The organism is Rhodopirellula sp. UH5, from assembly GCF_056839225.1.
The window spans coordinates 6,096,046-6,120,795 of the sequence record NZ_CM166390.1 but is presented as its reverse complement, the minus strand read 5'-3'; the positions used below and the strand labels follow the sequence as shown (position 1 = coordinate 6,120,795).

Annotated in this window: 21 protein-coding genes; 12 read left to right on the top strand and 9 right to left on the bottom strand. The window is 58.6% G+C overall.

Going from position 1 to position 24,750, the window contains the following annotated elements; translation table 11 throughout:
- Window positions 1-75: 75 nt before the first annotated feature.
- The 3 genes from UH5x_RS21820 to UH5x_RS21810 are packed head-to-tail and all read right to left on the bottom strand — an operon-like array spanning window position 76 to window position 3,688.
- Window positions 76-1,479: a FliI/YscN family ATPase gene (locus UH5x_RS21820; RefSeq protein WP_482633661.1), complete on the bottom strand. Its 1,404-nt coding sequence runs from the start codon at window positions 1,477-1,479 to the stop codon at window positions 76-78.
- On the bottom strand, window positions 1,476-2,387 hold the full coding sequence (locus UH5x_RS21815; protein WP_482633660.1) for a FliH/SctL family protein: 912 nt from the start codon (window positions 2,385-2,387) through the stop codon (window positions 1,476-1,478). The genes UH5x_RS21820 and UH5x_RS21815 overlap by 4 nt, the downstream gene beginning before the upstream one ends.
- Entirely contained in the window at window positions 2,384-3,688 is a 1,305-nt protein-coding gene (locus UH5x_RS21810; RefSeq protein WP_482633659.1) for a flagellar motor switch protein FliG, read from the bottom strand. Before UH5x_RS21810 ends, UH5x_RS21815 begins: the two co-directional genes overlap by 4 nt.
- Window positions 3,689-3,955: 267 nt before the next feature.
- Here UH5x_RS21810 and UH5x_RS21805 point away from each other — a divergent pair, with 267 nt between their 5' ends.
- Window positions 3,956-4,330 (top strand): STAS domain-containing protein, encoded by a 375-nt coding sequence (locus UH5x_RS21805; RefSeq protein ID WP_007324404.1) that lies wholly within the window; start codon window positions 3,956-3,958, stop codon window positions 4,328-4,330.
- Complete coding sequence (locus UH5x_RS21800) at window positions 4,327-5,025, top strand: sensor histidine kinase (RefSeq protein ID WP_482633658.1); 699 nt, start codon at window positions 4,327-4,329, stop codon at window positions 5,023-5,025. The genes UH5x_RS21805 and UH5x_RS21800 overlap by 4 nt, the downstream gene beginning before the upstream one ends.
- A gap of 44 nt (window positions 5,026-5,069) precedes the next feature.
- Here UH5x_RS21800 and UH5x_RS21795 read toward each other — a convergent pair whose 3' ends face one another.
- The 4 genes from UH5x_RS21795 to UH5x_RS21780 form a co-directional block, all read right to left on the bottom strand.
- Entirely contained in the window at window positions 5,070-6,122 is a 1,053-nt protein-coding gene (locus tag UH5x_RS21795; protein ID WP_047813755.1) for a 3-deoxy-7-phosphoheptulonate synthase, read from the bottom strand.
- 142 nt (window positions 6,123-6,264) lie between these two features.
- Window positions 6,265-7,236 (bottom strand): VanZ family protein, encoded by a 972-nt coding sequence (locus tag UH5x_RS21790; protein ID WP_482636051.1) that lies wholly within the window; start codon window positions 7,234-7,236, stop codon window positions 6,265-6,267.
- Window positions 7,237-7,358: 122 nt separating this feature from the next.
- A complete protein-coding gene (locus UH5x_RS21785; RefSeq protein WP_482633657.1) occupies window positions 7,359-9,794 on the bottom strand; it encodes a flagellar hook-basal body complex protein in 2,436 nt (811 codons plus the stop codon).
- Between the two features lie 80 nt (window positions 9,795-9,874).
- Window positions 9,875-10,336 (bottom strand): flagellar hook assembly protein FlgD, encoded by a 462-nt coding sequence (locus UH5x_RS21780; protein WP_047813753.1) that lies wholly within the window; start codon window positions 10,334-10,336, stop codon window positions 9,875-9,877.
- 290 nt (window positions 10,337-10,626) lie between these two features.
- Between UH5x_RS21780 and UH5x_RS21775 the strand changes: the two genes are divergently transcribed.
- The 7 genes from UH5x_RS21775 (at window position 10,627) to UH5x_RS21745 (ending at window position 19,978) form a co-directional block, all read left to right on the top strand.
- Window positions 10,627-11,874 (top strand): hypothetical protein, encoded by a 1,248-nt coding sequence (locus UH5x_RS21775; protein WP_047813845.1) that lies wholly within the window; start codon window positions 10,627-10,629, stop codon window positions 11,872-11,874.
- Window positions 11,875-11,910: 36 nt separating this feature from the next.
- The gene (locus UH5x_RS21770) at window positions 11,911-14,106 is read left to right on the top strand and encodes an efflux RND transporter periplasmic adaptor subunit (RefSeq protein ID WP_482633656.1); all 2,196 of its coding nucleotides are present in this window, start codon (window positions 11,911-11,913) and stop codon (window positions 14,104-14,106) included.
- A gap of 11 nt (window positions 14,107-14,117) precedes the next feature.
- Window positions 14,118-15,155, top strand: a complete 1,038-nt coding sequence (locus UH5x_RS21765) for an HlyD family secretion protein (RefSeq protein WP_047813843.1) — start codon at window positions 14,118-14,120, stop codon at window positions 15,153-15,155.
- Window positions 15,152-17,281: an efflux RND transporter periplasmic adaptor subunit gene (locus UH5x_RS21760; RefSeq protein WP_482633655.1), complete on the top strand. Its 2,130-nt coding sequence runs from the start codon at window positions 15,152-15,154 to the stop codon at window positions 17,279-17,281. The genes UH5x_RS21765 and UH5x_RS21760 overlap by 4 nt, the downstream gene beginning before the upstream one ends.
- 102 nt (window positions 17,282-17,383) lie before the next feature.
- Entirely contained in the window at window positions 17,384-17,953 is a 570-nt protein-coding gene (locus tag UH5x_RS21755) for a peptide chain release factor (RefSeq protein WP_047813751.1), read from the top strand.
- A 6-nt stretch (window positions 17,954-17,959) separates the two neighbouring features.
- The gene (locus tag UH5x_RS21750) at window positions 17,960-18,730 is read left to right on the top strand and encodes a rhomboid family intramembrane serine protease (protein WP_047813750.1); all 771 of its coding nucleotides are present in this window, start codon (window positions 17,960-17,962) and stop codon (window positions 18,728-18,730) included.
- 564 nt (window positions 18,731-19,294) lie between these two features.
- Window positions 19,295-19,978 carry a PEP-CTERM sorting domain-containing protein gene (locus UH5x_RS21745; RefSeq protein ID WP_482633654.1) on the top strand — a complete coding sequence of 228 codons (684 nt, stop codon included), beginning with the start codon at window positions 19,295-19,297 and terminating at the stop codon, window positions 19,976-19,978.
- A 180-nt stretch (window positions 19,979-20,158) separates the two neighbouring features.
- Here the strand turns inward: UH5x_RS21745 and UH5x_RS21740 are convergent, their stop codons facing one another.
- Window positions 20,159-20,920: a hypothetical protein gene (locus UH5x_RS21740; protein WP_047813749.1), complete on the bottom strand. Its 762-nt coding sequence runs from the start codon at window positions 20,918-20,920 to the stop codon at window positions 20,159-20,161.
- A 131-nt stretch (window positions 20,921-21,051) separates the two neighbouring features.
- Here UH5x_RS21740 and UH5x_RS21735 point away from each other — a divergent pair, with 131 nt between their 5' ends.
- A complete protein-coding gene (locus tag UH5x_RS21735) occupies window positions 21,052-21,318 on the top strand; it encodes a Trm112 family protein (RefSeq protein WP_482633653.1) in 267 nt (88 codons plus the stop codon).
- Window positions 21,319-21,598: 280 nt separating this feature from the next.
- Here the strand turns inward: UH5x_RS21735 and eno are convergent, their stop codons facing one another.
- A complete protein-coding gene (gene eno, locus UH5x_RS21730; protein ID WP_047813747.1) occupies window positions 21,599-22,885 on the bottom strand; it encodes a phosphopyruvate hydratase in 1,287 nt (428 codons plus the stop codon).
- 205 nt (window positions 22,886-23,090) lie between these two features.
- Here eno and UH5x_RS21725 point away from each other — a divergent pair, with 205 nt between their 5' ends.
- Both UH5x_RS21725 and rsmA read left to right on the top strand, forming a co-directional pair.
- Window positions 23,091-23,765 carry a riboflavin synthase gene (locus tag UH5x_RS21725; protein ID WP_482633652.1) on the top strand — a complete coding sequence of 225 codons (675 nt, stop codon included), beginning with the start codon at window positions 23,091-23,093 and terminating at the stop codon, window positions 23,763-23,765.
- The gene (gene rsmA, locus UH5x_RS21720; RefSeq protein WP_047813744.1) at window positions 23,762-24,748 is read left to right on the top strand and encodes a 16S rRNA (adenine(1518)-N(6)/adenine(1519)-N(6))-dimethyltransferase RsmA; all 987 of its coding nucleotides are present in this window, start codon (window positions 23,762-23,764) and stop codon (window positions 24,746-24,748) included. The genes UH5x_RS21725 and rsmA overlap by 4 nt, the downstream gene beginning before the upstream one ends.
- Window positions 24,749-24,750 lie beyond the last annotated feature (2 nt).

Sequence of the window (24,750 nt, the reverse complement as noted above, 5' to 3'; positions counted from 1 at the left end):
GTTCTGAGCGGTGTGGCCGAAACGATCTGGTGAATGGATGCCGTTTTGGAAACTCATTCGATGGAAAGAGCGGGATCAGGCTGGATTGGGAGCAGCAACCGGCGGTTGTTTCAGTTGAGCGAGTGCTGCCGACGCGGCTTGATGCAATTTTTGAATGCGAGCCTGTGAATCCGCCAGGGGCGTGATCTCGTTCGCGTCTTGTCGCAACAGATCATTGATGGGGTCTCGCATCGCGATGGCGGTGTCGATGCGAGGGTCGCTGCCGGCGCGGTAGGCACCGATCGAAATCAGGTCCTCGCTGGATTGGTACTGGACCATGTGTTCGCGAATTCCCAGGGTGGCCTGGTAGATTTCCGGGGTTACCAAATGATTGGCGACTCGGCTGATGCTTTCGGGGACATCGATCGGCGGGTAGTGCCCACGATGGGCGAGTTTTCGGTTCAGCACAATGTGCCCGTCGAGCAAACCACGGACGGTATCTGAAATGGGTTCGTTGTTGTCGTCGCCTTCCACCAACACGGTGTAGAACGCAGTGATCGAACCTTTGGTGGTCCGTCCAGCACGTTCGACCAACTGGGGCAACATGTTGAACACGCTGGGCGGGTAGCCACGTGTGGTCGGAGGTTCGCCGGCGGCCAATCCCAACTCACGCTGAGCCATGGCGAAACGAGTCACACTGTCGACGAGCAACAGCACACGATGCCCTTCGTCGCGAAATTGTTCAGCGATCGCGGTCGCGGTCCATGCCGCAGAAAGTCGTTGAGCGGCGGGTTTGTCGCTGGTTGCCACCACGACGACGCTGCGTTTCAGGCCGGCGGCACCGAGCGCCCGCTGCATGAATTCCTGGACTTCGCGTCCTCGCTCGCCCACCATCGCGATCACGATTCGATCGGCGGTTGTTCCGCGAGTCAGCATGCCGAGCAACGTGCTCTTGCCAACGCCGGAACCGGCAAAGATTCCCAACCGTTGGCCCACGCCGCAGGTCAGCATCGCATCGATGGCGCGAACGCCCGTTTGCAGAGGTTCATCAATGGGTGGGCGATCCAGCGAATCGGGTGCGGCCCGCGACGCACTGACTCGAACAAGGTCTTCGCTGAGAGGTTTTCCGTCGATCGGACGCCCGAAGGCATCAATGACACGCCCGCACAGAGAGTCGCCAACACGCAATGTGAGCGATCGCGAAACCAAGCGAACTCGATCCCCAGCCGCGAGGGCTGAAATGGCTTCCATCGGTGCCAGGATCGGTCGCGTGTCATCAAACCCAATGACTCGCGCGAGGGTGGGTTTGGCGTCCGGCGGCATCAGTTCGCAGATCGCCCCCAGGGGAGCGGTCATGCCTTGCACCGTCACCGCATCGCCCGTCACCGATGCGACACGGCCGCGAATTTGTGACAGGACCAGGGAGCCAAGTGATTGGCGAATGGTTTCGGGATCGGGCAAGCGTGGCGGGTGCAGCTGTGGAACGGCGGGCAGGTTCATAGCATTTCCTCACGCAACCGTTCCAACTGGGATTGCAACCCGGCGCGGATCTCGCCGCCTTCTTGTCGCACGACCACTTCGCCCACGGGAAGTGTTTCATCGGGGATCACACAGGACTGTTCCGGCAAATCAGGGCTTGCCAAAAGTTCATCGAAACGTTGCCCCAACTCCGCCAGCATGTCGGGATGAACGGCCAGGACCAAACGTCCAGCGGACCGAGTGCTGTGCAGCGCTTCGCTGGCCCAACGCACCAGAAGGTGTTGTTGGTGAGGACTGTCGGCGTAACCGGCTTCGGCAAGCGATGCCGGCACGGGGGCCTCGTTCAGGTTGGCGCGCACCATTCGTTCGGTCGCTGCGATCGCAGTTTCGGTCAGCACCTCGGCGTATTGCTGCATCCATTGGTCGTACTGCGCGTGCATCTTTGTGCTGGCGTTTTGCAACGCTTGCAGTTGCGATTTGGTTTTGGCTTCGGCCAACTGCGTGATTTTCTGTTCGATGTCTTGCGAGGCCTTTTTCACGCCTTCTTCGTAGCCGCGAGCTTCCGCCGCCTGCTTCATTTCGGCGGCTTGGGATTCCGCTTCGGCGAGCAACTGAGCGGCTTGTTCGCGAGCCTGACGCAATTCTTCGCGTCCTTTTTCAGCCAGGTCATTGAGATTGAAGCCAGCCAAACCGGACACACCACCCGGTTGTTTGCCGACGACGTCGCCAGTCGCACCTGCTGCGGTGGATCGAGCTTGATCGACTTGATCAGCAGGGACTCGCGTGGAAATGCCGGGGCGACTCGCGGGCGGAAAGTCAGCGGGGCCAAACTTCGATCGGTCAGGGGGCGCGACGGGCGTGCCATCCGCATTGCTTGCGGGGGCGGCGTTGGGCGCGGCGTTGTGTTTGAGAATCGATGCCATGGTCATGCCGCCATCGCAGTGGTGGAGGAATCAGCCAAAGCAGCAACCAAGACCGCTTCTTTGGCCTCGTCAATTTCACGCAGTTCCATCGATCCCACATTGGCCAACTGGGCACGAACCTGGTTGGCTTGTTGCCGCGGGAGCACGCTGATGGCGGAGTCGGCGGTCTTGTTAGGCAGCCCGCACAAGCACAGCATGGCGATGCGGGTGGGGACACGTCCCAGAGCTTCGCAAAGCAAACGCGGTTTCATTTTCACGAGTTGTTGATGAATTTCGTCCGTGGCCAAACCGGAGGATGCCGGCGAGGAGGTGGAATCTGATCGCGGGGAGGCGTGGGGAGCTTCCGCGGTGGCGTTCGCCGGCACATGCACTCGCAGCGGTGGTGCGCCGCCAACTGATGGCTCTTGAATTTCTGCTGCGGCACCGATTGGCGTGCTGGCAGGATGCCCGGGCGCGGTGGCATGCGTCGCTGGAACCGAGTGGGTTTCCGTGCTGGGCGAGGCGTGACCGTACGTCGGCGTCATTTCAGACAGGATGGCTTTCAAACGAGGCGACACGGCGGCGGCTTCCGCGGGCACGTGGCGTGCTGCTTGCGCCGGGTCCCAGCCCTCGGTGGGAGCGTAAGCGTTGATCAGATCCTGCAATGGATTGGCTTGCGATCGAGCGATCAAGGCTTCCGCTTTGGTGCGAAAGGTGCTGACCAGATCTTCGATCATCGAATCGGGAAATTCTTGCAACCGGCCGATTCGGCTGAGGATGTCTTGCCGCTGATTCGGAGGGAATTGCGGCAGGATGGCCGCGGCTTTTCGGGGATCGATCGATGCCATCACAACCGCGATCGTTTGCGGATGTTCGCTCTGCAGAAGCCCACGGACATCGTCGTTGGTCAGTGAATCCAGGAATCCAAACGAATGCTTGGTGGATCCAAAATCAGCGGACACGGGGACTCCGGCCGGATTGGAATCCATCGTCGAGCGGGGGGAAGGCGTCTGCGTGCCCCGCTCCGACGCGGTTCGGCTGAACACGATTTCATCCATGGAGCCGCTCGGTTGGCCGTGGCGGGCAGCGTCGGATCGAGTCTGTCGAATGGAACCGGTGAATGATTCCAGGGCTCGTTTGTGTTCCAGCGGGTCAACCTCGTCGAGGGAGGCGAGCTCGTATTGCAGGCGTTGCTGCGATTCAACGGGCAATTCGCCCAGTAATTTCGCGGCAATTGGTCGGGGTAAATTTTTGAGAACGATCGCGACACGTCGCAACGAAGCGGCGCGGCGAGCGTCATCGTCAGAGCGAGAGGAGGCGGTCGCCACGAGGACACCTGAATTGTGGGGAAAAAAGCGGGCAGAAAATTTGCGAGCGACGGATGCGATCCTGCCCAGTTCGGTCATAGTGAAACACGGGGTCCCAAGTGAAGGTCGAATTGTCTCGATCCCCCCGGCCCGCTAAACTTGCTGCCATGAACCAGCCCCGGATGAAACGCCTGTTGGCAGTCATTGGCGGTGGTCTGGACACCGGATGGGTGGCATCGGTCATCCAACGTTTTCTGTATTTCCTCCTGCCGTCCTGAGCAAACTCACATGTCAGCCATCACCGAGCAAATGCAGGGTGAAGTATTGATCGTTGGATTCACCGACAATGCCCTTCGCGATGCACAACGGATTGAGGTTGTGGGCCGCGAAATGCAAGAGATCGTGCCACAAGCCATCCACAAAAAAATGTTGATCGATTTCTCCGGCTTGGCATTCATGTCGTCGGCGATGATCAACAAACTGATCCTGCTGAACAAAAGCTGCAAAGCTCAGGGCGTGGCTCTGAAGTTTTGCAATGTGTCCCCGTTGGTGATGGAAGTTTTCCGCATTGTGAACCTGGGCAAACTGATCGACATCCAAGGCGATCAAGAAGTGGCCGTGGCCAGCTTCGACAAAAAGGGCTGGTTCGGCGGCAAAAAATGACGCCCGCCGGCGATTCCACTCCGGGTGTGCCCACGGACCCGCCCGAGTCAGGGCCCGACGTTTCGAAGTCGCAGTGGATGCGGTTGGTCGAGGCCGAACGCCAGTCGATTGCTGGTGAGCTGCACGATGAGTTGCTGCCTTACCTGTTCGCTGCAGCGGGGGCGCTCGCATCGCTGCAGCGGCAGAATCCCGATCTGAAAACGGCGCTCGAAAAACCCGTTCAGTGGGTCGATCAAGCCCGCGAAATCGCTCGCCAGATCATGAACGGAGCGGCGCTGCCTCGTGATCTGTCTTCTGGCCCCTTGGTGGCCGCCAAAGAATTTCTGGAATCCGTGGTGCTCCGCGGCGATGACGTCCAGGAACTGTCGGTTCGGTGGAAGCAATTGGACGAGAGTGCCGACGTGGCATGGGACGAAACGCAGGCAATCGCGGTTTACCGGATCGTTTGCGAAGCGGTTCGCAACGTGGTTCGGCACGCCCGAGCGAACCAATTGATCGTGGCTTGGGAAACGGCCCCGACCGGATGGGCGGTTTCGATCCAAGACGACGGGGAAGGCTTCGAGTCGGAGACCGTTTCAAAGACTTCGCAGGGCATCACCTTGATGCGGCAGCGGGCAGAAGCTGCCGGATTGCGTTTCCAGATCGTTGGGGCCAAGGATTCTGGCACCCAAGTGACCGTGTTTGGATCGCCGTAGCGTGCTTCGCACGAGACGGCGATGTCTCCGCGTTTGCTGCTCGATCAGCCGACTTGGCGACGGGCCGCGACTGCTTGTCCGAGATCGCGAAACAGTTTCTCGGTGGTGTCCCAACCGATGCAAGCGTCGGTGACGCTGAGCCCTTGAACCAACGGGGACGCACTGAGTTTTTGATTGCCTTCGAGCAGGTTGCTCTCGATCATCACCCCCATGATGCGATCGTCGCCCTCGGACACTTGAGCGCAAATGTCGCGACAAACGTACGACTGCCGCGCGAAGATTTTGCGACTGTTGGCGTGGCTGCAGTCGATCATGATTCGCGGTGGCAGGTCGGCTTTTTCGAGCAAGCCCGACGCCATGTCGATGCTGGCGGCATCGTAATTGGTGTGCTTTCCACCACGCAGAATGATGTGGCAGTCCGGGTTACCGGTCGTGGCGAAGATGGCCGAGGTGCCCTCTTTCGTGACTGACAAAAAGTGGTGAGGACGCCGAGCTGAGCAGATTGCGTCGACCGCGATCTGCACATTGCCGCTGGTTCCGTTTTTGAAGCCGACCGGGCAAGACAGCCCCGACGCCAATTCGCGGTGCCCCTGGCTTTCGGTCGTGCGAGCCCCGATGGCTCCCCAGCCGACCAGATCGGCCACGTATTGAGGGCTGATCAGATCCAGGAACTCGGTTCCGGTCGGCAATCCCATCGCGTTGATGTCGCTGAGCAGACGCCGAGCGGTTCGCAGGCCGTGGTTGATTTCGAAGCTGTCGTCCAGTTTCGGGTCGTTGATCAGACCTTTCCAACCCACCGTGGTGCGTGGTTTTTCGAAGTAAACCCGCATCACGATCAGCAGATCGTCGGCGTACCTTTTTTGCTCCACGGCCAACTTTTCAGCGTACTGGCGAGCAGAGTCTGGGTCGTGAATCGAGCAGGGCCCCACGACGACCAATAGACGATCGTCCTTCTTTTGAAGCACGTTCTGGATGGCAGCACGCCCGTCAGCAACGGTTTGTGAGATTTCGTCGCTCGCCGGGATTTCCGACAACAGTTCACTGGGTGACATCAGGTTTTTGATGGCGCCGATACGAAGATCATCGGTGCGGATCATGAGCTTGCAGTGGGTTCAAAAGGAAAATGTGGGGGAAAACGTATCGTAGTTCAATTCCAAAAGATTGGAACGAGCCTTCTATCAACGGCGGGGTGGCGACCAAGACGAGGCCGACAAATCGTCTCGCTGTTTCGCAACTGGTTCATGGTTCTGATTGGACCGCAGGGCGTTTCAGAGTCGCGTGAATGTGGTCCACGTCGAGCTCGACCCCAGGGCCGGGCTGGTAGATGAGCAGGCTGACCATCTTGATTCGTGACAGATCCAGCTCGCGATCTTGAGGACCGTCGATCATGGATTGACGAGGGAAAATCACGTGTTGAGGTTCACCCGCTCGAAGTGTCACAAAGTGTTTCGCGACATCTTCATGGTAATCCTGATGATCTTCGTCGATGACTTTGAGGATCACTTCCCACGTTCGAACGACAGGCGACTCGAGTTCCGGATCGGATGATTCGGAATCGGTTGGCTCAGTCCCAGTTGGCTCCAGCTCGGTCGGCACCGGCCCCAATGACTCGGGGGGCCCGGCAGACGCTGGTGCGTTCAGCACGATGTCCAGTTCCAACGTTTCCACGTTGGACCAATCGGAACTCACCTCCAACAACGTCATCGCGGGATGCGGGGCATCCTTGGGTTTCCAACGCAGAGCGAACTCGCCGTCGGTCACATTGGACTGGGTTCGACCACGCCGACCGCGATTGAAATGCCACCGTGTGATCTCAAGCGGTGTTTCGAACGACGCGATCCGAGGGAAGTCCGATTCGACCTTCCAGCAATCACGAATGATCTCGATCGAACCCCACCATGTCAGCCCGATGAAGATGATTCCAAGCAACTGCAGCGAGCGTCGCCCTATCAACGAAGTCAAACCACTGGCAACGAACCAGACCGACGCGGCTAGGATTCCCAGGCCGTTGGCAATGGCATCGTGAAGCGTCGCGGATCGTCCGATCATACCTTGCAGCATCTCGACCAAAACACCCGACACGAACAAGGCTGCCGCGACCAAGACCAAACGCCGTGCCCATGGGGCGGAACCAACGACCTGAGGCCGAAGCGACTGCAGCAACACCAACGTCAACATCGTCAGCCCTGCGAACAGCGGGGCGTGCACCATGTTGCCGATCGACCCAGCCATTCGACCCGAGATCGGCAGCGGCACCAACAATCCAACCAACGCGACCAAGAAGCATCCCGGCAGCGCCAGCCAAATCAAGCGAGAGGATTGGCTCTGAATCACTATCGTCGCAGGTTGAGCAGTTCGTCGATGAGCTGCTGGGTGGTCGTGATCACTCGGCTGTTTCCCCGGTACTGGGTGCTGGCCAGAACAAGTTCGACCAAGTCCTTGCCGATGTCCGTGTTGGACAATTCCAACGCACCACCGATGACCGATCCGATGCCGTTTTCGCCGGGCTGACCGGTCACGGGCAAGCCGGTGTTGACGCCCTCGGCGTACATGTTCAGACCCCGCGCTTCCAAACCGGCGGGGTTGGCAAAACGAGCCAATTGCAACTGCCCCAAGTCTCTCGAAATACCGTTGCTGAACACGCCGCGAATGGTGCCGTCTTCGCCAACGACGAAGCTGTTCAGAACACCGGGTTCACTCCCGTCCTGCTGGGTGGCTGCCAGCGAGGCTTCGTCGGTAGCCAGTCCCGAGACAAGTGAGAAGTCCATTTCAAATTGCAAAGGCGAAACGCTGGGGATGCCTTGGCGGTTGATCGAAATGGTTTCTTCGGTCGCGGTCACGAAGTTGCCGTTCCCGTCGAACTGAATCAGACCTGTTCCGACCGTGATGTCGGTGTTGCCGGTCACCGAGTTGTCGGGACTGTCGGCGTACCAGCGATAGATGGTGGCTTGGTCGGTGCGGCTTTCCAGGGTCGCGGAAACTCGGACGTTGATTGGCACACCGAGTGAGTCATAGACCACAAAGTCACTGGAGGCACTTTGTCCGATCGCTTCTTGCTGCACTCCAAAGGCCAAGTTCGGCGTGGTGATTTGGCCCAGTTCGTCCGTCAATCGAAACGCAGACAATTCAATGTCGATCGCGTTGGCTTCACCATTGTTCGAAACCAGTCGAATCTTTCCGTCTTGGATGTAGGCTCCCGCGACCAGGTCGCCGGATTCACCTTCAATGTTGTTTTCCGATCGAGGGATCGGATTGGCCGAGTCAACCTGCAACGTCTGGATCCCCGAAGCATCGGAGATGAAGTCCAGCAGGTCCTGCATGGTGCTGGTTGAAGTGATCTCCAGTTCCTTCGTTCCCAGGTTCGAACCACCTTTGCGACCGGTGTAGCTCAGCGTGCCTTCGCTGAAGACCTGTTCGTAGGTCAATCCATCTCGGCGAAGGACATCGGTCAGCAAGGTGTTGGAGTTGACCGCCGGGCCATCCATGTCCAACAACTGGTTGCCGGGTTCGGTCAGGTCCGATATTTGTGCATCCGTCGCGGAGTCGGTGAAGGTTTCACCGGGGGCGACCTCCCCCACCAAGTAGAAGTTGTTTTGGTCACCGGCAAGGTTGCGATAGATCCGCACCGAATCGTAGGCGGGGAAACCGCCGCCAGCCGGAGGCGTTGGAGGCGTTGGGAAATCGCTCAACGTGATCCGGCCATCGACAACGCTCTTGGGCCCCAAATACGAACTCGGGCGACTTTCTGGGTCGCCGGAGCTGTAGTAAGTCACCATGTAGGTGTAGTTGCCCGTCAGCGTGTCTTCGTTGATCGCCGTTCCGGACAGGGCGGTCGAACCATCGTCGTTGTACGTCCCACCTGCGGCTGCCGACGCGAGGTACTCGAATTCGGTTCCATTGGGGCCGGTGCGATAGATGTTGACCGTTGGGAAGTCGCCGCCCAAAGGGTCCTGAGGCAAGTTACTCAGGTCGACATTGCCGTTGGTTCCCACCGTGAAGGAACGTGCAGCGCTGGGCGCCGATTCATTGCCGCTGGCATCGACCAAGGCAAATTTGTACTGGTAAGTTCCCCCGGTCAGCGAACCGGCCCCCACGGTGCCGGTGACGGCAGCGTGATCCGCAATCGGTGATGTTTCGACCGACACACCGCTGGCGTCGGGACGTGGGACTTGGCTGTCGCCCAGGTGAAGACTCTCGATCACTTGTCCCGCGGTGGCAACATCGCCTTCAGGGGTCAACGTGCCTTCAAATGAGACGTTCTCGGTCGCTTTGGCAACGGTCTTGGTTCCCAAGGGAATCGACAGCGGAACCAACGAACTCGTCTGCAAACGGAACTGTTCGTCGATGCCGTAACCAAGCAATCGCTGGCCGGTTGCATTGACGAGTTCTGCATCGCTGTTGAGTTTAAAAATACCATTCCGCGTGTACAGCTTTTCGCCGTCCGCCGCTTCGACTTGGAAGAACCCGTCGCCCTGGATCGCGAGGTCGCTGCTGCTGCTGCTGATCTCGATGGTGCCCTGGTTGTGGTTGGCCGCGATTTCCGCGACCTGGACACCCAAACCGATTTGTCGGGGGTTGGTACCACCGTTGTTGCTGGAGGGACCTGCCCCTAGCGACAACGTTTGCAAGAACTGCGTCGCAAAGACCGCATCGGACGATTTGAAACCGACCGTCTGCGAGTTGGCCAGGTTGTTACCGATCACATCGATCTGTGTTTCGGCAGCACTCAGTCCGGTCAAGGCAGTCGTCAGGGCTGATTGAAGTCCCATCGGCGAACGTCTCCACAGTTTTCAGTAGGTCTTACAACGCAAACTCAAACCTGTAGATCGGCCAAACTAATCGACAAACTTTACTCAGTTTGAATTTCTCGGATATTCTCTATCTGCATCGTCTTCTGACCCACGTGAACTTTGACCGAACGGGCTTGGCTGTCGTCATTCGTTTCGACCGTGATCTTGTCGACCACCCCCGTTGTGTTGGTTTGGTCATCGGCCAACCCCGTCACGGTGCGTCCAATCAATCCGCTGGCGGTGACCAGTTGTTGGCTGTTGGACAGATCGCTGAGTGTGTTGGTCAGTTCGTCGGTGGCCCCGATTTCACGAATTTGTGCGATCTGCTGGACCATTTGGGCGTTGTCGACCGGGTCCAGAGGGTCCTGGTTCTGCAGTTCATTGATCAGCAATTGCAGAAAACTGTCCACATCCAACGAGTTGTACCCCTCGTTGGCACTGTCGCTGATTTGGGAAGCCTGTTCGCTGGACGAAAAGCTCGCGGCGGCGGAGGTGCTGGTGACTTGACTAGCAGCAGACATATTCGCGTTTCCAAGATGGGAAGATCCGCTCACGCGAAATCAGCGCGACGGAGAGCGTTTGCATAGCAATTTCGGGGATTCTGACGCGAGTCCAGTTCTTTGCGGGCTGGATTTTCTTCGCGGTTTGCACGCCTTGGGCCCGGGATTGTGAGCGATTTGACGTCTCAGCAGCCCGCCCATTTCTACCTATCGGCGAACGGACGGCTTCCCCTAAACTCGCCCGAACGCGACCAAGAATGATTCGAGGTCCGCCCCTTCGACGCTCAGCCACCGGAACGGAGTCCTTCGGCATGGAAGCCAAAACCATCCGCCAGTTCGTCTCTGCACGTCTCGATTTCCAGAAGCGATTGGGAACCGTGTGGGCCTGTTTTGCTGTGTTGGCGTGCTTGGCAGCACCGGCCGACGCGGCCAACTACCGAACCCGCAATTTCATCGTCGAAGCTCCCAACTCCCAGTTGGCCAAAGCCGTCGGGGACGCCGCCGAGAAGTATCGCCATGATCTGGCGAGCTATTGGACCGGCCAGCCCTTGCCCCCCTGGCCCACTCCCTGCCCGGTTCGAGTTGTCGCAGGCAACCTGCCCGCCCAAGGCGTGACCACGTACAACCCCGCTCCTGTTCGCGACTTTCAAATGGAAGTCGTTGGAACCCCCGAGCGAATCCTCGACAGCGTGTTGCCGCACGAAGTCACCCACACGGTTTTGGCGACTCACTTCGGTCGACCTTTGCCACGTTGGGCTGACGAAGGCATTTGCACCACCGTCGAGCACGATTCAGAAAAGGCCAAGCACGAAGCCAAGTTGCGAGAGTTCCTGTCGACGCGTCGCGGCATCGCGATGAACCAGTTGTTCTTGCTGACCGAGTATCCCTCCGATGTGTTGCCGATGTACGCCCAAGGTTACTCGGTGTGCCGATTTCTGATCGAGCAACAGGGTCCTGAGACATTCATTGATTTCTTGGGCGAGTACATGCAACGTGGGTCGTGGACCAACAACGTGCAAAAACACTACGGCTACGATTCGTTGGCCGAACTGCAGGAATACTGGTTGGGCTGGGTGGAATCCGGCAGCGGCCCCGTGGCTCAATTCGCCAAACTCACTCCTCGAGGCAGTCAGCCTGGTTCGACCGGCGACATCGCTTTGGTCAGTGCGACTGGCCCCGCCAACTCAGCGGCCCGCTCGCAAGTCGCACCCGCCACCGCACTGGCAGCAGCGGATTCGATGCCACGTGACCAAGGGCGTTCGGATTCTGGTTGGAAAAGCACGAATTCAATGGCATCCGCAGGCAACCGACCGGCAGCCTCGAATGGTTCCTCGTCCTGGTATGTCCGTCAACTCAATCGCGACGAAGATCGTTCGCCAGTGGAGTCCATTCCAGCCGGAGCGAGTGCACCGATCGCACAAGCAAGCCCGAACAACTTGAGTGAGGATGCGTCCAAGTCACGTTGGATGCCACCCTCGGTCAAATCCAGTGGTCGCTATTCGGTTTCGACGCCGCAAGGCGAAAGCAGTGGTTCCTTTGGCGGCAACCGCTGGCGTTGATCTGCCGGTTGAAAACATCGTTCTCTTGGAAAATTGATGACGTCGACCGCGTCCAGCGAGCCGTTTGTCTTTGCACCCAGCGGGTCGGTTTCATCTGACTCGTCGGGGAGTTCAGCGTCTGCGCACGGATCGACCTACGCCGCCCCCGGTGTGCCTTCGCCTCATCAGTTGGTGGACCAAGCTCGGCAAGAGATCACTCAGATCGTTCGCGAGGTCGCTGCGGCGACGCATCAACCGCGAAAAAGGGCGGACTACCTTCGGTTTCTCGCCGATCGCGTTTTGCGAGCGATGGCGGGTCATGGCGTTGTGATTTGGACGCGTCCCAGTTCAGGGGACTCCAATGAAACGAACTACGTTGCCGAACATCGTCTCGGGCGGGTGACCGACCTTGCCCTGGTGGATGAGGCCGAACAAGTTCACCAGTGTTTGCTTGCGGAAGTCGCAACGGAAGGGGCTCCGGTCGTCGTTCCCCCCACGCCAGGTGCGGACCAAATCGATGTGCCAGCCAATCCGCTGCCCTATCCCACGGCAATCGTGCCGATTCGGATCGACCCTTCCTCGGCGTTGCCCGAAGGATTGATCCAGGTCTTTTTGGATGAAGGTGGGACCGCTGCCAGTCAACGCGGCAGCCTTCGGTTTCTGGCCCAAATGTCGGATCTCGCGGGCGAGTTTCTACGCGTGTTGCGTCTGAAAACACTCAGCCAATTGCTTGATGCAACCGACCGGGTCGATGGCGTCGTGGAACGCCTGCACCGGACGACGTCGACCGGAATGATCCAAGCCGCCTGGGTGGATGCAGCAGCAGAGTTGTTGCGTTTGCCACGCGTGGCCCTGTGCCGAGTCGACTCGTCTCAACCACGAATCGTTGCTGTCAGTCATGTCCATCGCATCGATCAACACAGCGGCGCCGCCAAAGCAATCCGCGCCGCGACGGCGATTGACCTTCAACCTCAACACGGAATTTGGTTTGGCAGTTGCCAAGCGAAATCGAACGAAAGCAATCCCAACGAGGACGCTTCCTCCGCAACTCCGTTCAACCAAGACCAAACCACGAGCTCCATTCAATCTTCCCAGGAACCCTCTTGGGTCGTTGCCGCGCACCCCGATTCGCAGTGGCGGATCGTGGGATTCACGTCGGACGAAGCGGACCATTTGTCGGAAGACATTTACTGGGGCACGCTGAATCGGTTGCTTGTCGGCGGAGCCTCGGCCTGGACCGCCGCCCGTCGCATCGAATCGCTTCCCGGTGGCCGATGGTTTTCGAAATTGTTCGTGGAACCGGACGCGGTCAGCTCCCTTGGCTCAGCCCCGGCGTCCGACCCGAGTTCCACTTCACGACGCACGCGAGCGGTGCATTCTCGACTTCGCAAATCTGCGACTTGGATGGCAGCAACGCTTGCGATCGCCATCTTGGTTTGCCTGCCGATGCCCAGTTTGGTGCCCGTCACGGGAGTCATCCGGCCTGTTGAACTCGACTCCTATCACGCCGCCAGCGATGCAGTGGTGGAAACACTGCATGTCGATCACGGGCAACGGGTTCAGCGAGGGGACTTGTTGGCGACACTCACGTCCACCGACCTGCAAGAACAGGAAACCAGTCTGCTGGGTCGCCAAGCCGTGTTGATGCGGCAACAGGAACAAGTCAACCAGACGCTGATGTCGCGTCCATCCGTTCATTCTCGTCCGGACTCGGCCCATGACGGACGAGAAGTGGAAGAAGAAATCGCGTCGGTCGAACGACAACTCGAAATCATTCAGGAATCAAAAAAACGGTTGGTCCTCCGAGCTCTCCGCGACGGACGCGTGGACGCCTGGCGACTTCAAGAACGTTTGGCCAATCGCCCCCTCCGCCGCGGCGATCCGGTCTTGAACGTGATCGCCGAAGACACCCCGTGGGTCGTCGACGCTCGGGTTCCTCAAACTCGCCTGCAAACCGTCGACAACGCGTGGCAATCGGAGCAGCTGACCGCGGAAGTGGGGACGGCCTGGTCCAGTCAAATGAATCTTGCTGCGACCGCCCAACGGTTTGGCCCGATCGTGCCCGATCCGACGGATGGAACGCCCTCGGTCGTGATGCGATTGGGGCTGGAACAATCACCGACACTCGGTGATCAGCCGCTCGCTGAAATGCCCGCCCGGGTGACGCTGCATTGCGGACGCACGCCGGTGGGATGGTTCTTGGTCCAAGACGTGGTGCATTGGTGCCAAGTCCAATGGGGAGGGTATTTCTGATGCCAGATCACATGAAATCAATGGTCTGTTTGATCGTCACCTTTGGCTGGGCAACCGCCTCCGTCGATGCCGCTGACCCGGTCGATCGCGATCCCGTGCGAACCAACGTGGTCGAAGTTCGCGATGTCGTTGTCGATTTCAGCCAACAGGTGGACGTGCCAGCGTTGCAGAGCGGTGCGGTGGCGGAATCTGCCGTGCGACCCAACCAATTCGTCCGCCGCCAGGACGTTCTGGGAAGGTTGGACTCGCAGGCACTGATCATCCGACGTCGAGCTGCATCGCTGCGTCACGAGTCAGCCAAGCTGATCACAAGTGACGATCTCGAAATGCAATTCGCGGAAACATCGCTTGCCGAAGCCGAAGCCGAGCTGGACGCCAGCAACGCGACTGAGCAAAAATTCACCGGCGCGGTTTCCTCGAATCAATTGCGGAGGATGCGGTTGGCGGTGGAACGCGCCCGCTTGGAAGTGGCACGCACGAAGAAACAAATCCGCCAAGCCGTCATCGACACACAGTTGGCTGCCGCGGACTTGGCCTTGATCGATGAAGAGTTGGCTCAACTGGATTGTGTCAGCCCGATCGAAGGAGTCGTTCTGGCGGTGCACCGGGAACCAGGTGAATGGATCGCCAAAGGCCAACCTTGGGTCACGGTTGCTTCCGCAGGACAGTTGACGTTGCACGCCCTCGTGGACGCTGATGAGCTGTCACCGGCGACCTGCGTTGGTTTGGATGTCAGCGTCCATTGGGGAAACGAAGCCGATGGGACTGCGAAAATGTTGGCGGGCAAAATCACATCGGTGGATCCAACTCGCTTGCCCGGCAATCGTTTCCGCTTGCACGCCGAAGTTCAGAACCGCCGGCAAACCCATGATGGTTCGGTGCCGCCGCGGACCGCCATCGTTCCTGGTTCAGGGCACAGCGTCGACCAGCATTGGCAATTGTTGCCAGGTGCCCAGGTGACGCTTCGCATCTATCGTTCACGAGACGAAATGGCCTGGCGAATGGACCGCGACGACTCCGATTCCCTTCGTGGAAATCTGCGGCGATGAGCGGTTTGGGCCCTGCCGTGAACTCCCGCCGAGAAGCATCGGCCCTGCGTCAGGACTTGCACGCGTTGCCATTGCCAGATGGCCGTGGGCTGGTGATTGTCGATGAAATCGGCGGACGCTTCGCTCGCACGACCAAACGCATTTGGCAATCGCTTCAAGGCTCCGCCTCGGATGCCCCTGGTGCTACGGCGCCCCCGGATGCGACGTTTTGGCCGCAAGCCAAAGCGGCGGGATGGCTCAAGCGAACCAGCGTGGACGCCCCCAACAGTCGATCGCGATGGCTTCCGTCGCCGCTGTCCTTTCGCATTCCGCTGGCGTCGATCGATCCCGTTGCTCGTCGTTTGGTCCCCCTCAGCGGATTGGTCTTCTCACCGTTGGCCGTTGTCCTGTTCAGCGTCGCCGGATTGGTGTCGTTGCTGTTCTGGATGGTGCGTTGGCAACACTGGGCCGGCTCAGTGCCTTCCCTGCAAAGCTATCTCCTGTCGTTGCAACCACTGACCATCGCGGCCACGTTTGTACTGACCAAGACCGCTCATGAACTCGGGCACGCGGTCCTCTGCCGACGCTTTGGATCTCGCTGCGGTGTGGTTGGCATTTGGTGGTTGTGCTTCATGCCGTGCCCGTACGTCGACGTCACCGACGTTTGGCGACAACCCAACGCCGCCAGACGCGGTGCGGTGATGGCCGCAGGGATTTGGGTGGAGTGGATCATCGCCATGGGGGCGCTGTGGGTTTGGTGGTTGGCTCCGTCGCATGAAGTGCGAATGACGGCGATGAATGTGGTCCTGGTTTGTGGAATCAGCACCGTTTTGTTCAACGCCAATCCACTGATGCGGTACGACGGGTATTTCATTCTGAGTGATCTGCTCGACACAGCGAACTTGCGAGAGGAAGCACGACGCGGACTGCGATTGTTTCTCGTTTCACCACTTTCCCGTTGGCATCGTTTTGGCAAACGAGTTTGGTCGATGGCGGTCTACCACTTGGCCTCGAAGCTGTACCGGATCTCCATCAGCATTGCGATTGCCACGTTTGTTTTGCAGTGGGCCGCTGGATGGGGATTGTGGCGAATCGCCATGGTCGTGGTCGTTCTTGCCGTGATGCGTTTCGCCTTCACCGGCATGCGAAACCTTGTTCGCATGATTCGGGGAAGCGGTGCGTGGATGGGAGTTCCCGGTGGACGACGCGTTGGATTGGCAGCCTGTGGTTGTCTCGCGGCCATCCTGATTCTGATCGTTCCCATTCCCAGATACCGCCACGTCCCAGGAGTCATTCGCGTTCGGGATGCGGCATTGGTTTACTTGCCTCGAGGCGGCGTCATCGAAGCCGTCGACGTTCGCGTGGGCGACCGCGTGATCGCAGGCCAGAAACTGGCCGAGATCGCTGATCCCACATTGCAAATGAAGTTCGAAGAAAATCGGGGCAAGCAATCCGTCATTCGCGAAAGAGTGCATGCGACACGCTTGGCTTCGTTGCGGACGGGCACGTCGGCAAGAGATTGGCAAGCGTTGGAGGCTGCGTCGGATTCGTTGGCTTCGAATCAATCCCTTCTGCAAAAACGAATCGACTCTCTGCGTTTGGTCAGCCCACAAGCGGGGTTGGTGCTGCCGGCATCGGCAGCACCAACGACTCCGAAGAATCATCGCGATTGGCGAATGGAGGATCCGTTCACTCTGCGACCAACGGTGGGTGAGACCACAGAAGATCGCGTTGCCTGGTGCCGAATCGCGTCCGATCCTCGGTTGGAAGTGGTCGTGAACATCAACGCCTCGGACCGCAATCGGATCGCCGAGGGCGTGCCGGTGAGTGTGACGCTGCCCTCGATGCCAGGCCGAAAGATCAGGACCCACGTGCGCGGTGTCTCACCCATGGAGTTGGTCGGCGAACAAGTCGCTGCGACAAAACCGGAGGAGGAACTGGCCTACGAGGCGGTGTGTGATCTTTCGATTGAGAGCATGGTTCGCCCGCAGGATCCTTCATTCGCAGGACAAACCGCGACCACTGATCGGGAACTCGACGGGTTGCTACGCTGGGACGGAGCCAGTTGCCAAGCGGTGCTTCGATTGCCACCGAAACCGTTGTGGAAAGATGCCAAGCACTCGATCGAACGGTTGATGGGCATCTGAACTCTCTGTCCAGATCCCCTCCTATTGCTTGTTCTAACCGTGTCGGATCCTTCCACGCCCCCTTCGGAGACAGCGCCTTCGTGGCCATCGCCCGAGCAGCGGATGCCGCTCCCGATGTCCGTGGGCACGCACCCATGTCTCTGGCCGGTCGAAGAGATCGAGAAACGCTGCCAGTTGCGAACGCAATCTCGCAGCGGCCCAGGCGGACAGCATCGAAATCGAACTGCGTCGGGAGCGTTCCTGACGTTTGATTCGGGAGTCCCCGAGATTGGCACGATCACGGCCGAGGCGACCGAGCAGCGACAACAGGGTCGCAATCGATCGACGGCATTGGCACGCATGCGGTTTCTGCTGGCAATCACGCTGCGATCAGAATCGCCTCTGGGAACCGGTCTCGCCCCGAATGAAGTCGGACTCTCCCAAGCGGAGTTGGATTTGCGAGCACGCTATCGCGGTTCACCCATGAAACTGAATGACGAGAATGCCGCGAAACCTGGTGTGTTGACCTTGGTGCTCAACGATCTTTGGTATGCCGGCGGGCAGCCAAGTTTGGTGGCACCACATTGGAAGGCATCGACCAGCAAACTGGTGAACCTTGTTCGATCACATCCCCCGGCGTTTCGTTTGGTCAATCAGATCCGCCAACATCACACGAGACCACCTTTGCGGTGACCCCCTATGATTCCGATTCGCGATGACATCCCCAGCCGGACCACGCCGGTGGTCAATTACTTGGTCATTGCCCTGTGCGCGTTTGCGTTCTTGGCTCAGCAAGCGTCGTCGGACCAAAGCGAAGCGATCATCAGCGGATTCTCGATGGTCCCCTTGCGAATCACGGATCCGGACACCACGCCGGTCATGCAGCAACGTGTCGCGGTTCAAACGCCTCGCGGTGTCGAAGTCATGGAGGTGCGGCAGGAAATTGGTCCGGCAGCGGTGCCGGTGTGGGCGACGTTGATCACCTGCATGTTCCTGCATGGTGGGTGGATGCATTTCCTGGGCAACATGTGGTTCTTGTATATTTTTGGCGACAATGTCGAGGACCGCTTGGGGCACCTGGGGTATGTGCTGCTGTATCTCGGGACAGGTGTGTTCGCCGGGCTAGCACATTTGCTCAGTGACCCAGGCAGTCCCGTGCCGACGCTGGGGGCCAGCGGTGCGATCGCGGGTGTGATGGGAGCCTACGCGTTTTTGTACCCGCATGCTCGCGTGGTGGCGGTGTTGCCGTTGATGTTTGTGTTCCCGACCTTTGTCTTGCCCGGTCCGGTGTTCCTGGGCATCTGGTTTGTGATCCAGCTCGTCAACAGTCTGGGGTCGCTCACCGGGGGCGAAGCGGGAGGAGTCGCTTGGTGGGCTCACGCGGGCGGGTTCATCGCCGGGGCGGTTGCCGCATTGCTGATCGGCCGTTCGCCGCTGGGCCATGAAGCCGTCCAAGAACGACGGTTTTGAGTTGGCTGCGGCTGCTCGGAGAAACGCCGGAGCATCGAAGGGCAGGGAGGCTGAATCGCAGGGCACTGGAACGCGACACCTTGCAAGCTGAAGTCCAAGCCGCTGGCTGCGTTGGTTGAGCAGGACGAAACAATCGCAGGCCTTCACCGTGGTGCGGGAGGCGACGGAACAGTTGGGGACAACTGTTCGACTCGGATGCGCTCACTCAACCACAATCGTGAGCAGGGAGCCTCCAAGTAGCCAATCTCGCCCGCGAATGGCCCTCCAAACAATGGAAACCGTCCACAAACAAGCCAACTTCTCACAACGATCCAACTCAAAAAGTGGCTGGCACCTTACGAAATCAAAAGGAACACAACTAAATTTAATCAAAGCAGTTATAAAAACTTTGCCATTCCTGGCTGGCACCTTGCGATGACCAATACGTTTTGACAACAAGTCCTGGCCATGATCTTTGTGTTAAGTTAGGGGGATTCGACTGTCCCTACTGTTGCAACTCAAATCAAATCAGCCAACAGTAGCGGAAGAATCTACCTATTTGCACTGGCACCGAGGCACTTTGAGATGAAAGTTATTTTGCTAGCCGCGTTCGCCGTCTGCTGCATTCCTGCCGTTGCCAAAGGAGCCTTGGTAATGACCGGAGTTGTAGACGGGCCCTTGTCCGGGGGAACACCAAAAGCCGTTGAATTCTATGCGACGGCGGACATAGCCGACCTCAGCATTTACGGTATCGAGCTAGTCAGCAATGACGGAAACTCAGGCGGTACAGTTGAATCTGCATTCTCCGGTTCGCTATCAGCAGGAGAGTTTTATTACATCGCGACTGAGACAGTGCAATTTGAGAGCGTGTTCGGTTTCGCCCCGGACCTCGTTACGAGCGACGCCAATCACAACGGCGACGATGATTTCTACCTGTACGAAAACGGCAACTTGATAGACACTTGGGGCGGTAGTGATGGCGTTGATAACACTGGTACGGTCGCGGACATCCTGGATTCTTGGGCCTATCGAATCGACGGCACTGGGCCGGATGCAACGTTCAATCCAGCTAATTGGACGATTGCCGCAGTGGGCAGCCTTGATGGTCTGACGGCTACTGAAACAGGTTCAGTGGTTCCGTTCGGCACCTACTCGGTGACAGCAGTTCCTGAGCCGTCCAGCCTCGCACTGCTAGGAATCGCAGGTCTCGGCGTTTCCTACCAACGACGTCGCCGCGCACTGAAAACAAAACGTTTCCGTGTCATTTGAATCGCAGAAATTCAATTCGAGGTTTGCCATCATTCATAATGCCTCTTGCCAATCGATCCCGGGAGACAGCAATAGATTCTCCAGAAAACGAAAAGAAGGCTGAGCGACACCCCCGCCTTCCTCAGCACGGAGTTTGCTCAACAGCCAATGCTACGCGTTTTCAGATTGCGACTCATTCCGTCACCGCCAGAGGCTGATGACGGGGAGGCCGGCGACGGCGGTGGGTGGGCCGTAGATCGTTGGGTTGGCGGGAGCGAGTTCGGTGGCTCGCATGCCTGATTGCAGAGAAGAGCGTGGTCGCTCCCGGGTTGCCAGCGAAGCGGTGGCGGCTTGATCGGCCCCGGTCGTGATCGGCTGGATCGGTGCGTTGGCGTCGATCGGACGCAGACGCGATGCGATCTCAGGACGGATGTTGGAGTTGGCCGCCAACGACTGGGCTTGCGTTGCCAACTGACCGACGGGCTCGTACTGGACGACTTGATCGTTCTGCATCCGCAGCGTTCGCTCCGGAATTTGAACCAGCTTGGTCTCCGGTTCCCACTTCACCCGAGTTTCCGTCTGGTGGAAGACTTCCGAGCGAGCTTCCCAGCGGGTTTCTGGCACGTGCCGGTAGGCCACGGTGGGCTGGCGAAACGGGTTCCAACGGCCTTCCAAATGCGGACGCAACATCATCGTGGTCACGGGCACATAGGAGGTGCGAGCGACCGGTTTGGTCTCGGTGACAGCTTTGGGCGTGTACACCGTTTGCTGGCGAGTCTTCATCTGAACTTCGCTGACAGGCCGCTGGACCTGCCGAATTTGCTTCCGGTACACAATCCCGGTCGCTGGGTCAGCGTGCAATTCGCCGCCGTCCTGAGCGGAGACCTCTGTCGCCAGGGACAGCGATGCCCCCGCAACCAACACGCCAACAATGATCTGGTTCGTCCGATTGGATTTCCGCATGACAATCCTTCGTCTGCAGGTGGGATCGGGCATGGCAAGGCCGCCCCAAGAAAAGTAGTTTGCCGTGGTTAGAATTCGGTGGGACGCTCACCGCCGTTGAAGTCAAACTTTTGAATCCCTGAGAAGCCTCCATGATCACACCGGATATCTTGCCTATTCTGCGCTGTCCAGCAGACGGCGGTCAGCTCCTCTTGGCCGACGAGCCCCTCATTCAGAGGGTCAACCAAGCGATCGCCGAAGGCACCGCGCGTGATCAATTGGACGAGCGTGTGACCGATCCCATTGAAGGCGGGTTGATCAATTCTCAATCCGATCGGCTGTACCCAATCCGTGGCGGGATTCCGACACTGATCGTCGACGAAGCGATCGGATTGGCGGGAATCGGCGAAGGGGAGTAGAGAAGCAAACGACCAAAGCCGTTGGTTTCGCCGGACTTCGAATCCCAGCCCACTGGTCTGTCACAGCTAAAAGTTAGGGCTGATCGTAGTGGACGAGGCCACGAGTCCTTGGATTTTACGCCAGCTCAGGACTCGTGGCCTCGTCCACTACCCTAAAAACAAGTCCTGACAGACCACTACGGTCACCCAACACGAAACTGGCCAGTTTCGGATGCACCCACAAAAAAAGCGGAGCCACTGGGGCTCCGCTCGCTGAATCAGTCCATCGTGAATTCGGCGATCAGCCGGTGATTCGCTTGGCGAACAAAGGGCCGCCGTACTGAGCCGCGTCACCCAGCAATTCTTCGATGCGGAGCAATTGGTTGTACTTGGCCATCCGGTCACTGCGGCTGGCCGATCCGGTTTTGATTTGACCGGTCGACATGGCAACGGCCAAGTCAGCGATGGTGGAGTCTTCGGTTTCGCCGCTGCGGTGGCTGCTGATCGAGGTGTAACCGTTGCGATGAGCGAGTTGGATCGCGTCGATTGTTTCGGTCATCGTTCCGATTTGGTTGACCTTGATCAGGATGCTGTTGGCAATCCCTTCGTCGATGCCGCGTTGCAGACGCTCCACGTTGGTGACGAACAAGTCATCGCCGACCAATTGGACCTTGTCACCGATCTTGGTCGTCAGTTTCTTCCAGGTTTCCCAATCGTCTTCGTCGCACCCGTCTTCGATGCTGCAGATAGGATACTTCTCGCACCAACCGGCCAAGAAGTCGACCATTTCATCGCCCGACATTTGGTTGCTGTCCAGCGAGTACTTGCCAGACGCCTTGTCGTAGAACTCAGTCGATGCCGAATCCAAGGCGATCCAAACTTGTTCGCCGGCTTTGTAGCCCGCTTTGTCGATCGCGGTCATGATCACATCGAGAGCTTCTTGGTTGCTCTTCAGGTCAGGTGCAAAACCACCTTCGTCGCCAACCGCGGTGCTGTAACCCTTGTCCGACAAAACCTTTTTCAGGTTGTGGAAGATTTCGGTTCCGCAACGCAGTGCATCGCTGAAGCGTTCGAAGCCCAATGGCATCACCATGAACTCTTGGATGTCGACGCCGTTGTCGGCGTGCTCACCACCGTTGATGATGTTCATCATGGGGGCGGGCAACATGCGAGCACCAGCACCACCGAGGTAGCGGAACAAAGGCTGGTTGGTCGAAGCCGCAGCAGCGTGAGCGACGGCCAGCGAAACGCCGAGAATGGCGTTGGCACCGAGTTCTTTTTTGTTGGGCGTGCCGTCCAATTCGATCATCGCTTGGTCAACCGCAGCTTGGTCGGTTGCGTCCATGCCTTCCAAGGCATCGGCGATTTTCGTGTTGACGTTTTTGACAGCGGTCGTGACGCCTTTGCCCATGAAGACGGACTTGTCGCCGTCTCGCAGTTCCCAGGCTTCGTGCATCCCGGTGCTGGCTCCGCTGGGCACGGCGGCGCGACCGGCGGCACCGTCCATCAGCGTGACTTCGCATTCGACGGTTGGGTTGCCGCGGCTGTCCAAGATTTGCCGAGCGTGAATCGATTCGATCAGTGTCATGAGTTCACCATGGGATTGAGGGGGAACGAAATTCGGCTCAGAAGAGGGCCGCAAAATTTGAATTGAAAAACGCGGACGTTGTCCGATCGGGCGGTATTCTGTCCAATGCCCTGGAAACTGACCACCCGGCACCGATTTCCTGGGTTGCGGCCAGGTTTCGAGTCGTTTTTTCCGCCATCTGCCTCCTGCACGTCATTTCGCTCTCATGTTCACCGGTCTTGTCGAATCCGTGGGTCAACTTTCTGCCGTCGTGGAACAACCACCCGGCAGACGCCTGGTGATCGCCGCCCCCTCCTTCCGGGACGAAGATCCGGCTCAGGATGTGAAGCTGGGCGACAGCATCGCGATCAACGGCTGCTGCCTGACCGTCATCGAGATCGACGGCAACGACTTGGCTTTCGAAGCCGGTGAAGAAACCCTTCATCGAACCAACCTGGGCGAGCTAACGGCCGGGTCCACGGTCAACCTGGAACGGTCGCTGGCCGTGGGTGATCGCATGGGCGGCCACTACGTCACCGGCCACATCGACTGCGTCGGCCAATTGATCGAACGAGTCGACGACCCACCGTGGGCCAATCTGAAGTTCTCCGTCCCATCTCCCTACGCGCAACAGATCGTTTCGAAAGGCAGCATCGCGATCGACGGGATCAGTTTGACAGTCGTCGATGTGGGAGACGACCACTTCACGGTCGCCCTGATCCCTCACACGTTGGATGTGACCACCTTGGGAGGTCGCCAAGTCGGGGACCGAATCAATCTGGAAACCGATTTGTTGGCCAAGTACGTGCAACGAACATTGCAGTTCGGAAATGCCAACGACCAACCCAGCGCCGACACCGTCGCGTCCCCCCCCAACACACCATGGAGTCCACAATCATGAGCGACGAATTCGATCCCAATCCTCCCAGCGCACCGCCCCAACCTCCGGCTCGCTCGGGCAACGCGTCTCGCGGTTCACGCCAAACCGCGACGTATCTGTCCAAGCGTCTGACCGCCGCCGGTTTGCGCCCGGTGTCGAAGTACGGCCAGAACTTTCTGATCGACTTGAACTTGGTCGAGCTGATCGCTCGGTCGGCCAAGATCGGCCCTCACGACATTGTGCTGGAAATTGGCACGGGAGTCGGGTCGCTGACATCGATCATGGCGACTCAGGCCGGCGCGATCTTGACCGTCGAAATCGACCAGAACCTTTTCCAACTGGCGTCCGAAGAACTGGCGCCGTTCCCGCACGTGAAGATGATCCAAGGCGACGCGCTCAAGAACAAAAGCACGTTCCGTGATGACATCATGGAATCGATTCGCGAAGCCAAGTCACGTTTGCCCGAAGACAGCAAGTTCATGTTGGTTGCGAACTTGCCTTACAACGTCGCGACGCCGATCGTCAGCAATCTGCTGCACCAAGATCCACCACCAGATCGGATCGTCGTCACGATCCAAAAGGAGCTGGGCGAACGGATGGTCGCTGGCCCAGGGTCCAAGGACTACGGCGCGCTCAGCATTTGGATTCAAGCCACATGCCGCGCTGAGATCGTTCGCATCCTTCCACCCACCGTTTTTTGGCCGCGTCCCAAAGTGGACTCAGCAATCGTGCGACTCGACGTGGATCACGAGCGCCGCAACGCCATTCCGGATCTGAAGTACTTTCACCAAACCGTTCGAGCGTTGTTTTTTCACCGTCGCAAATTTTTGCGAAGCGTTGTGATCAGCGCTATGAAAGGACGCCTCGAAAAACCTGCCATCGACGAGATCCTTGGTCGCCTGAAGCATGGCGAAACCGCCCGTGCAGAAGAGCTGAACCTGGAACAGATCTCCGAATTGGTGGAAGCGCTCCGGCAAGCAGAATTGGCCAACGAGTCGACTTAGCC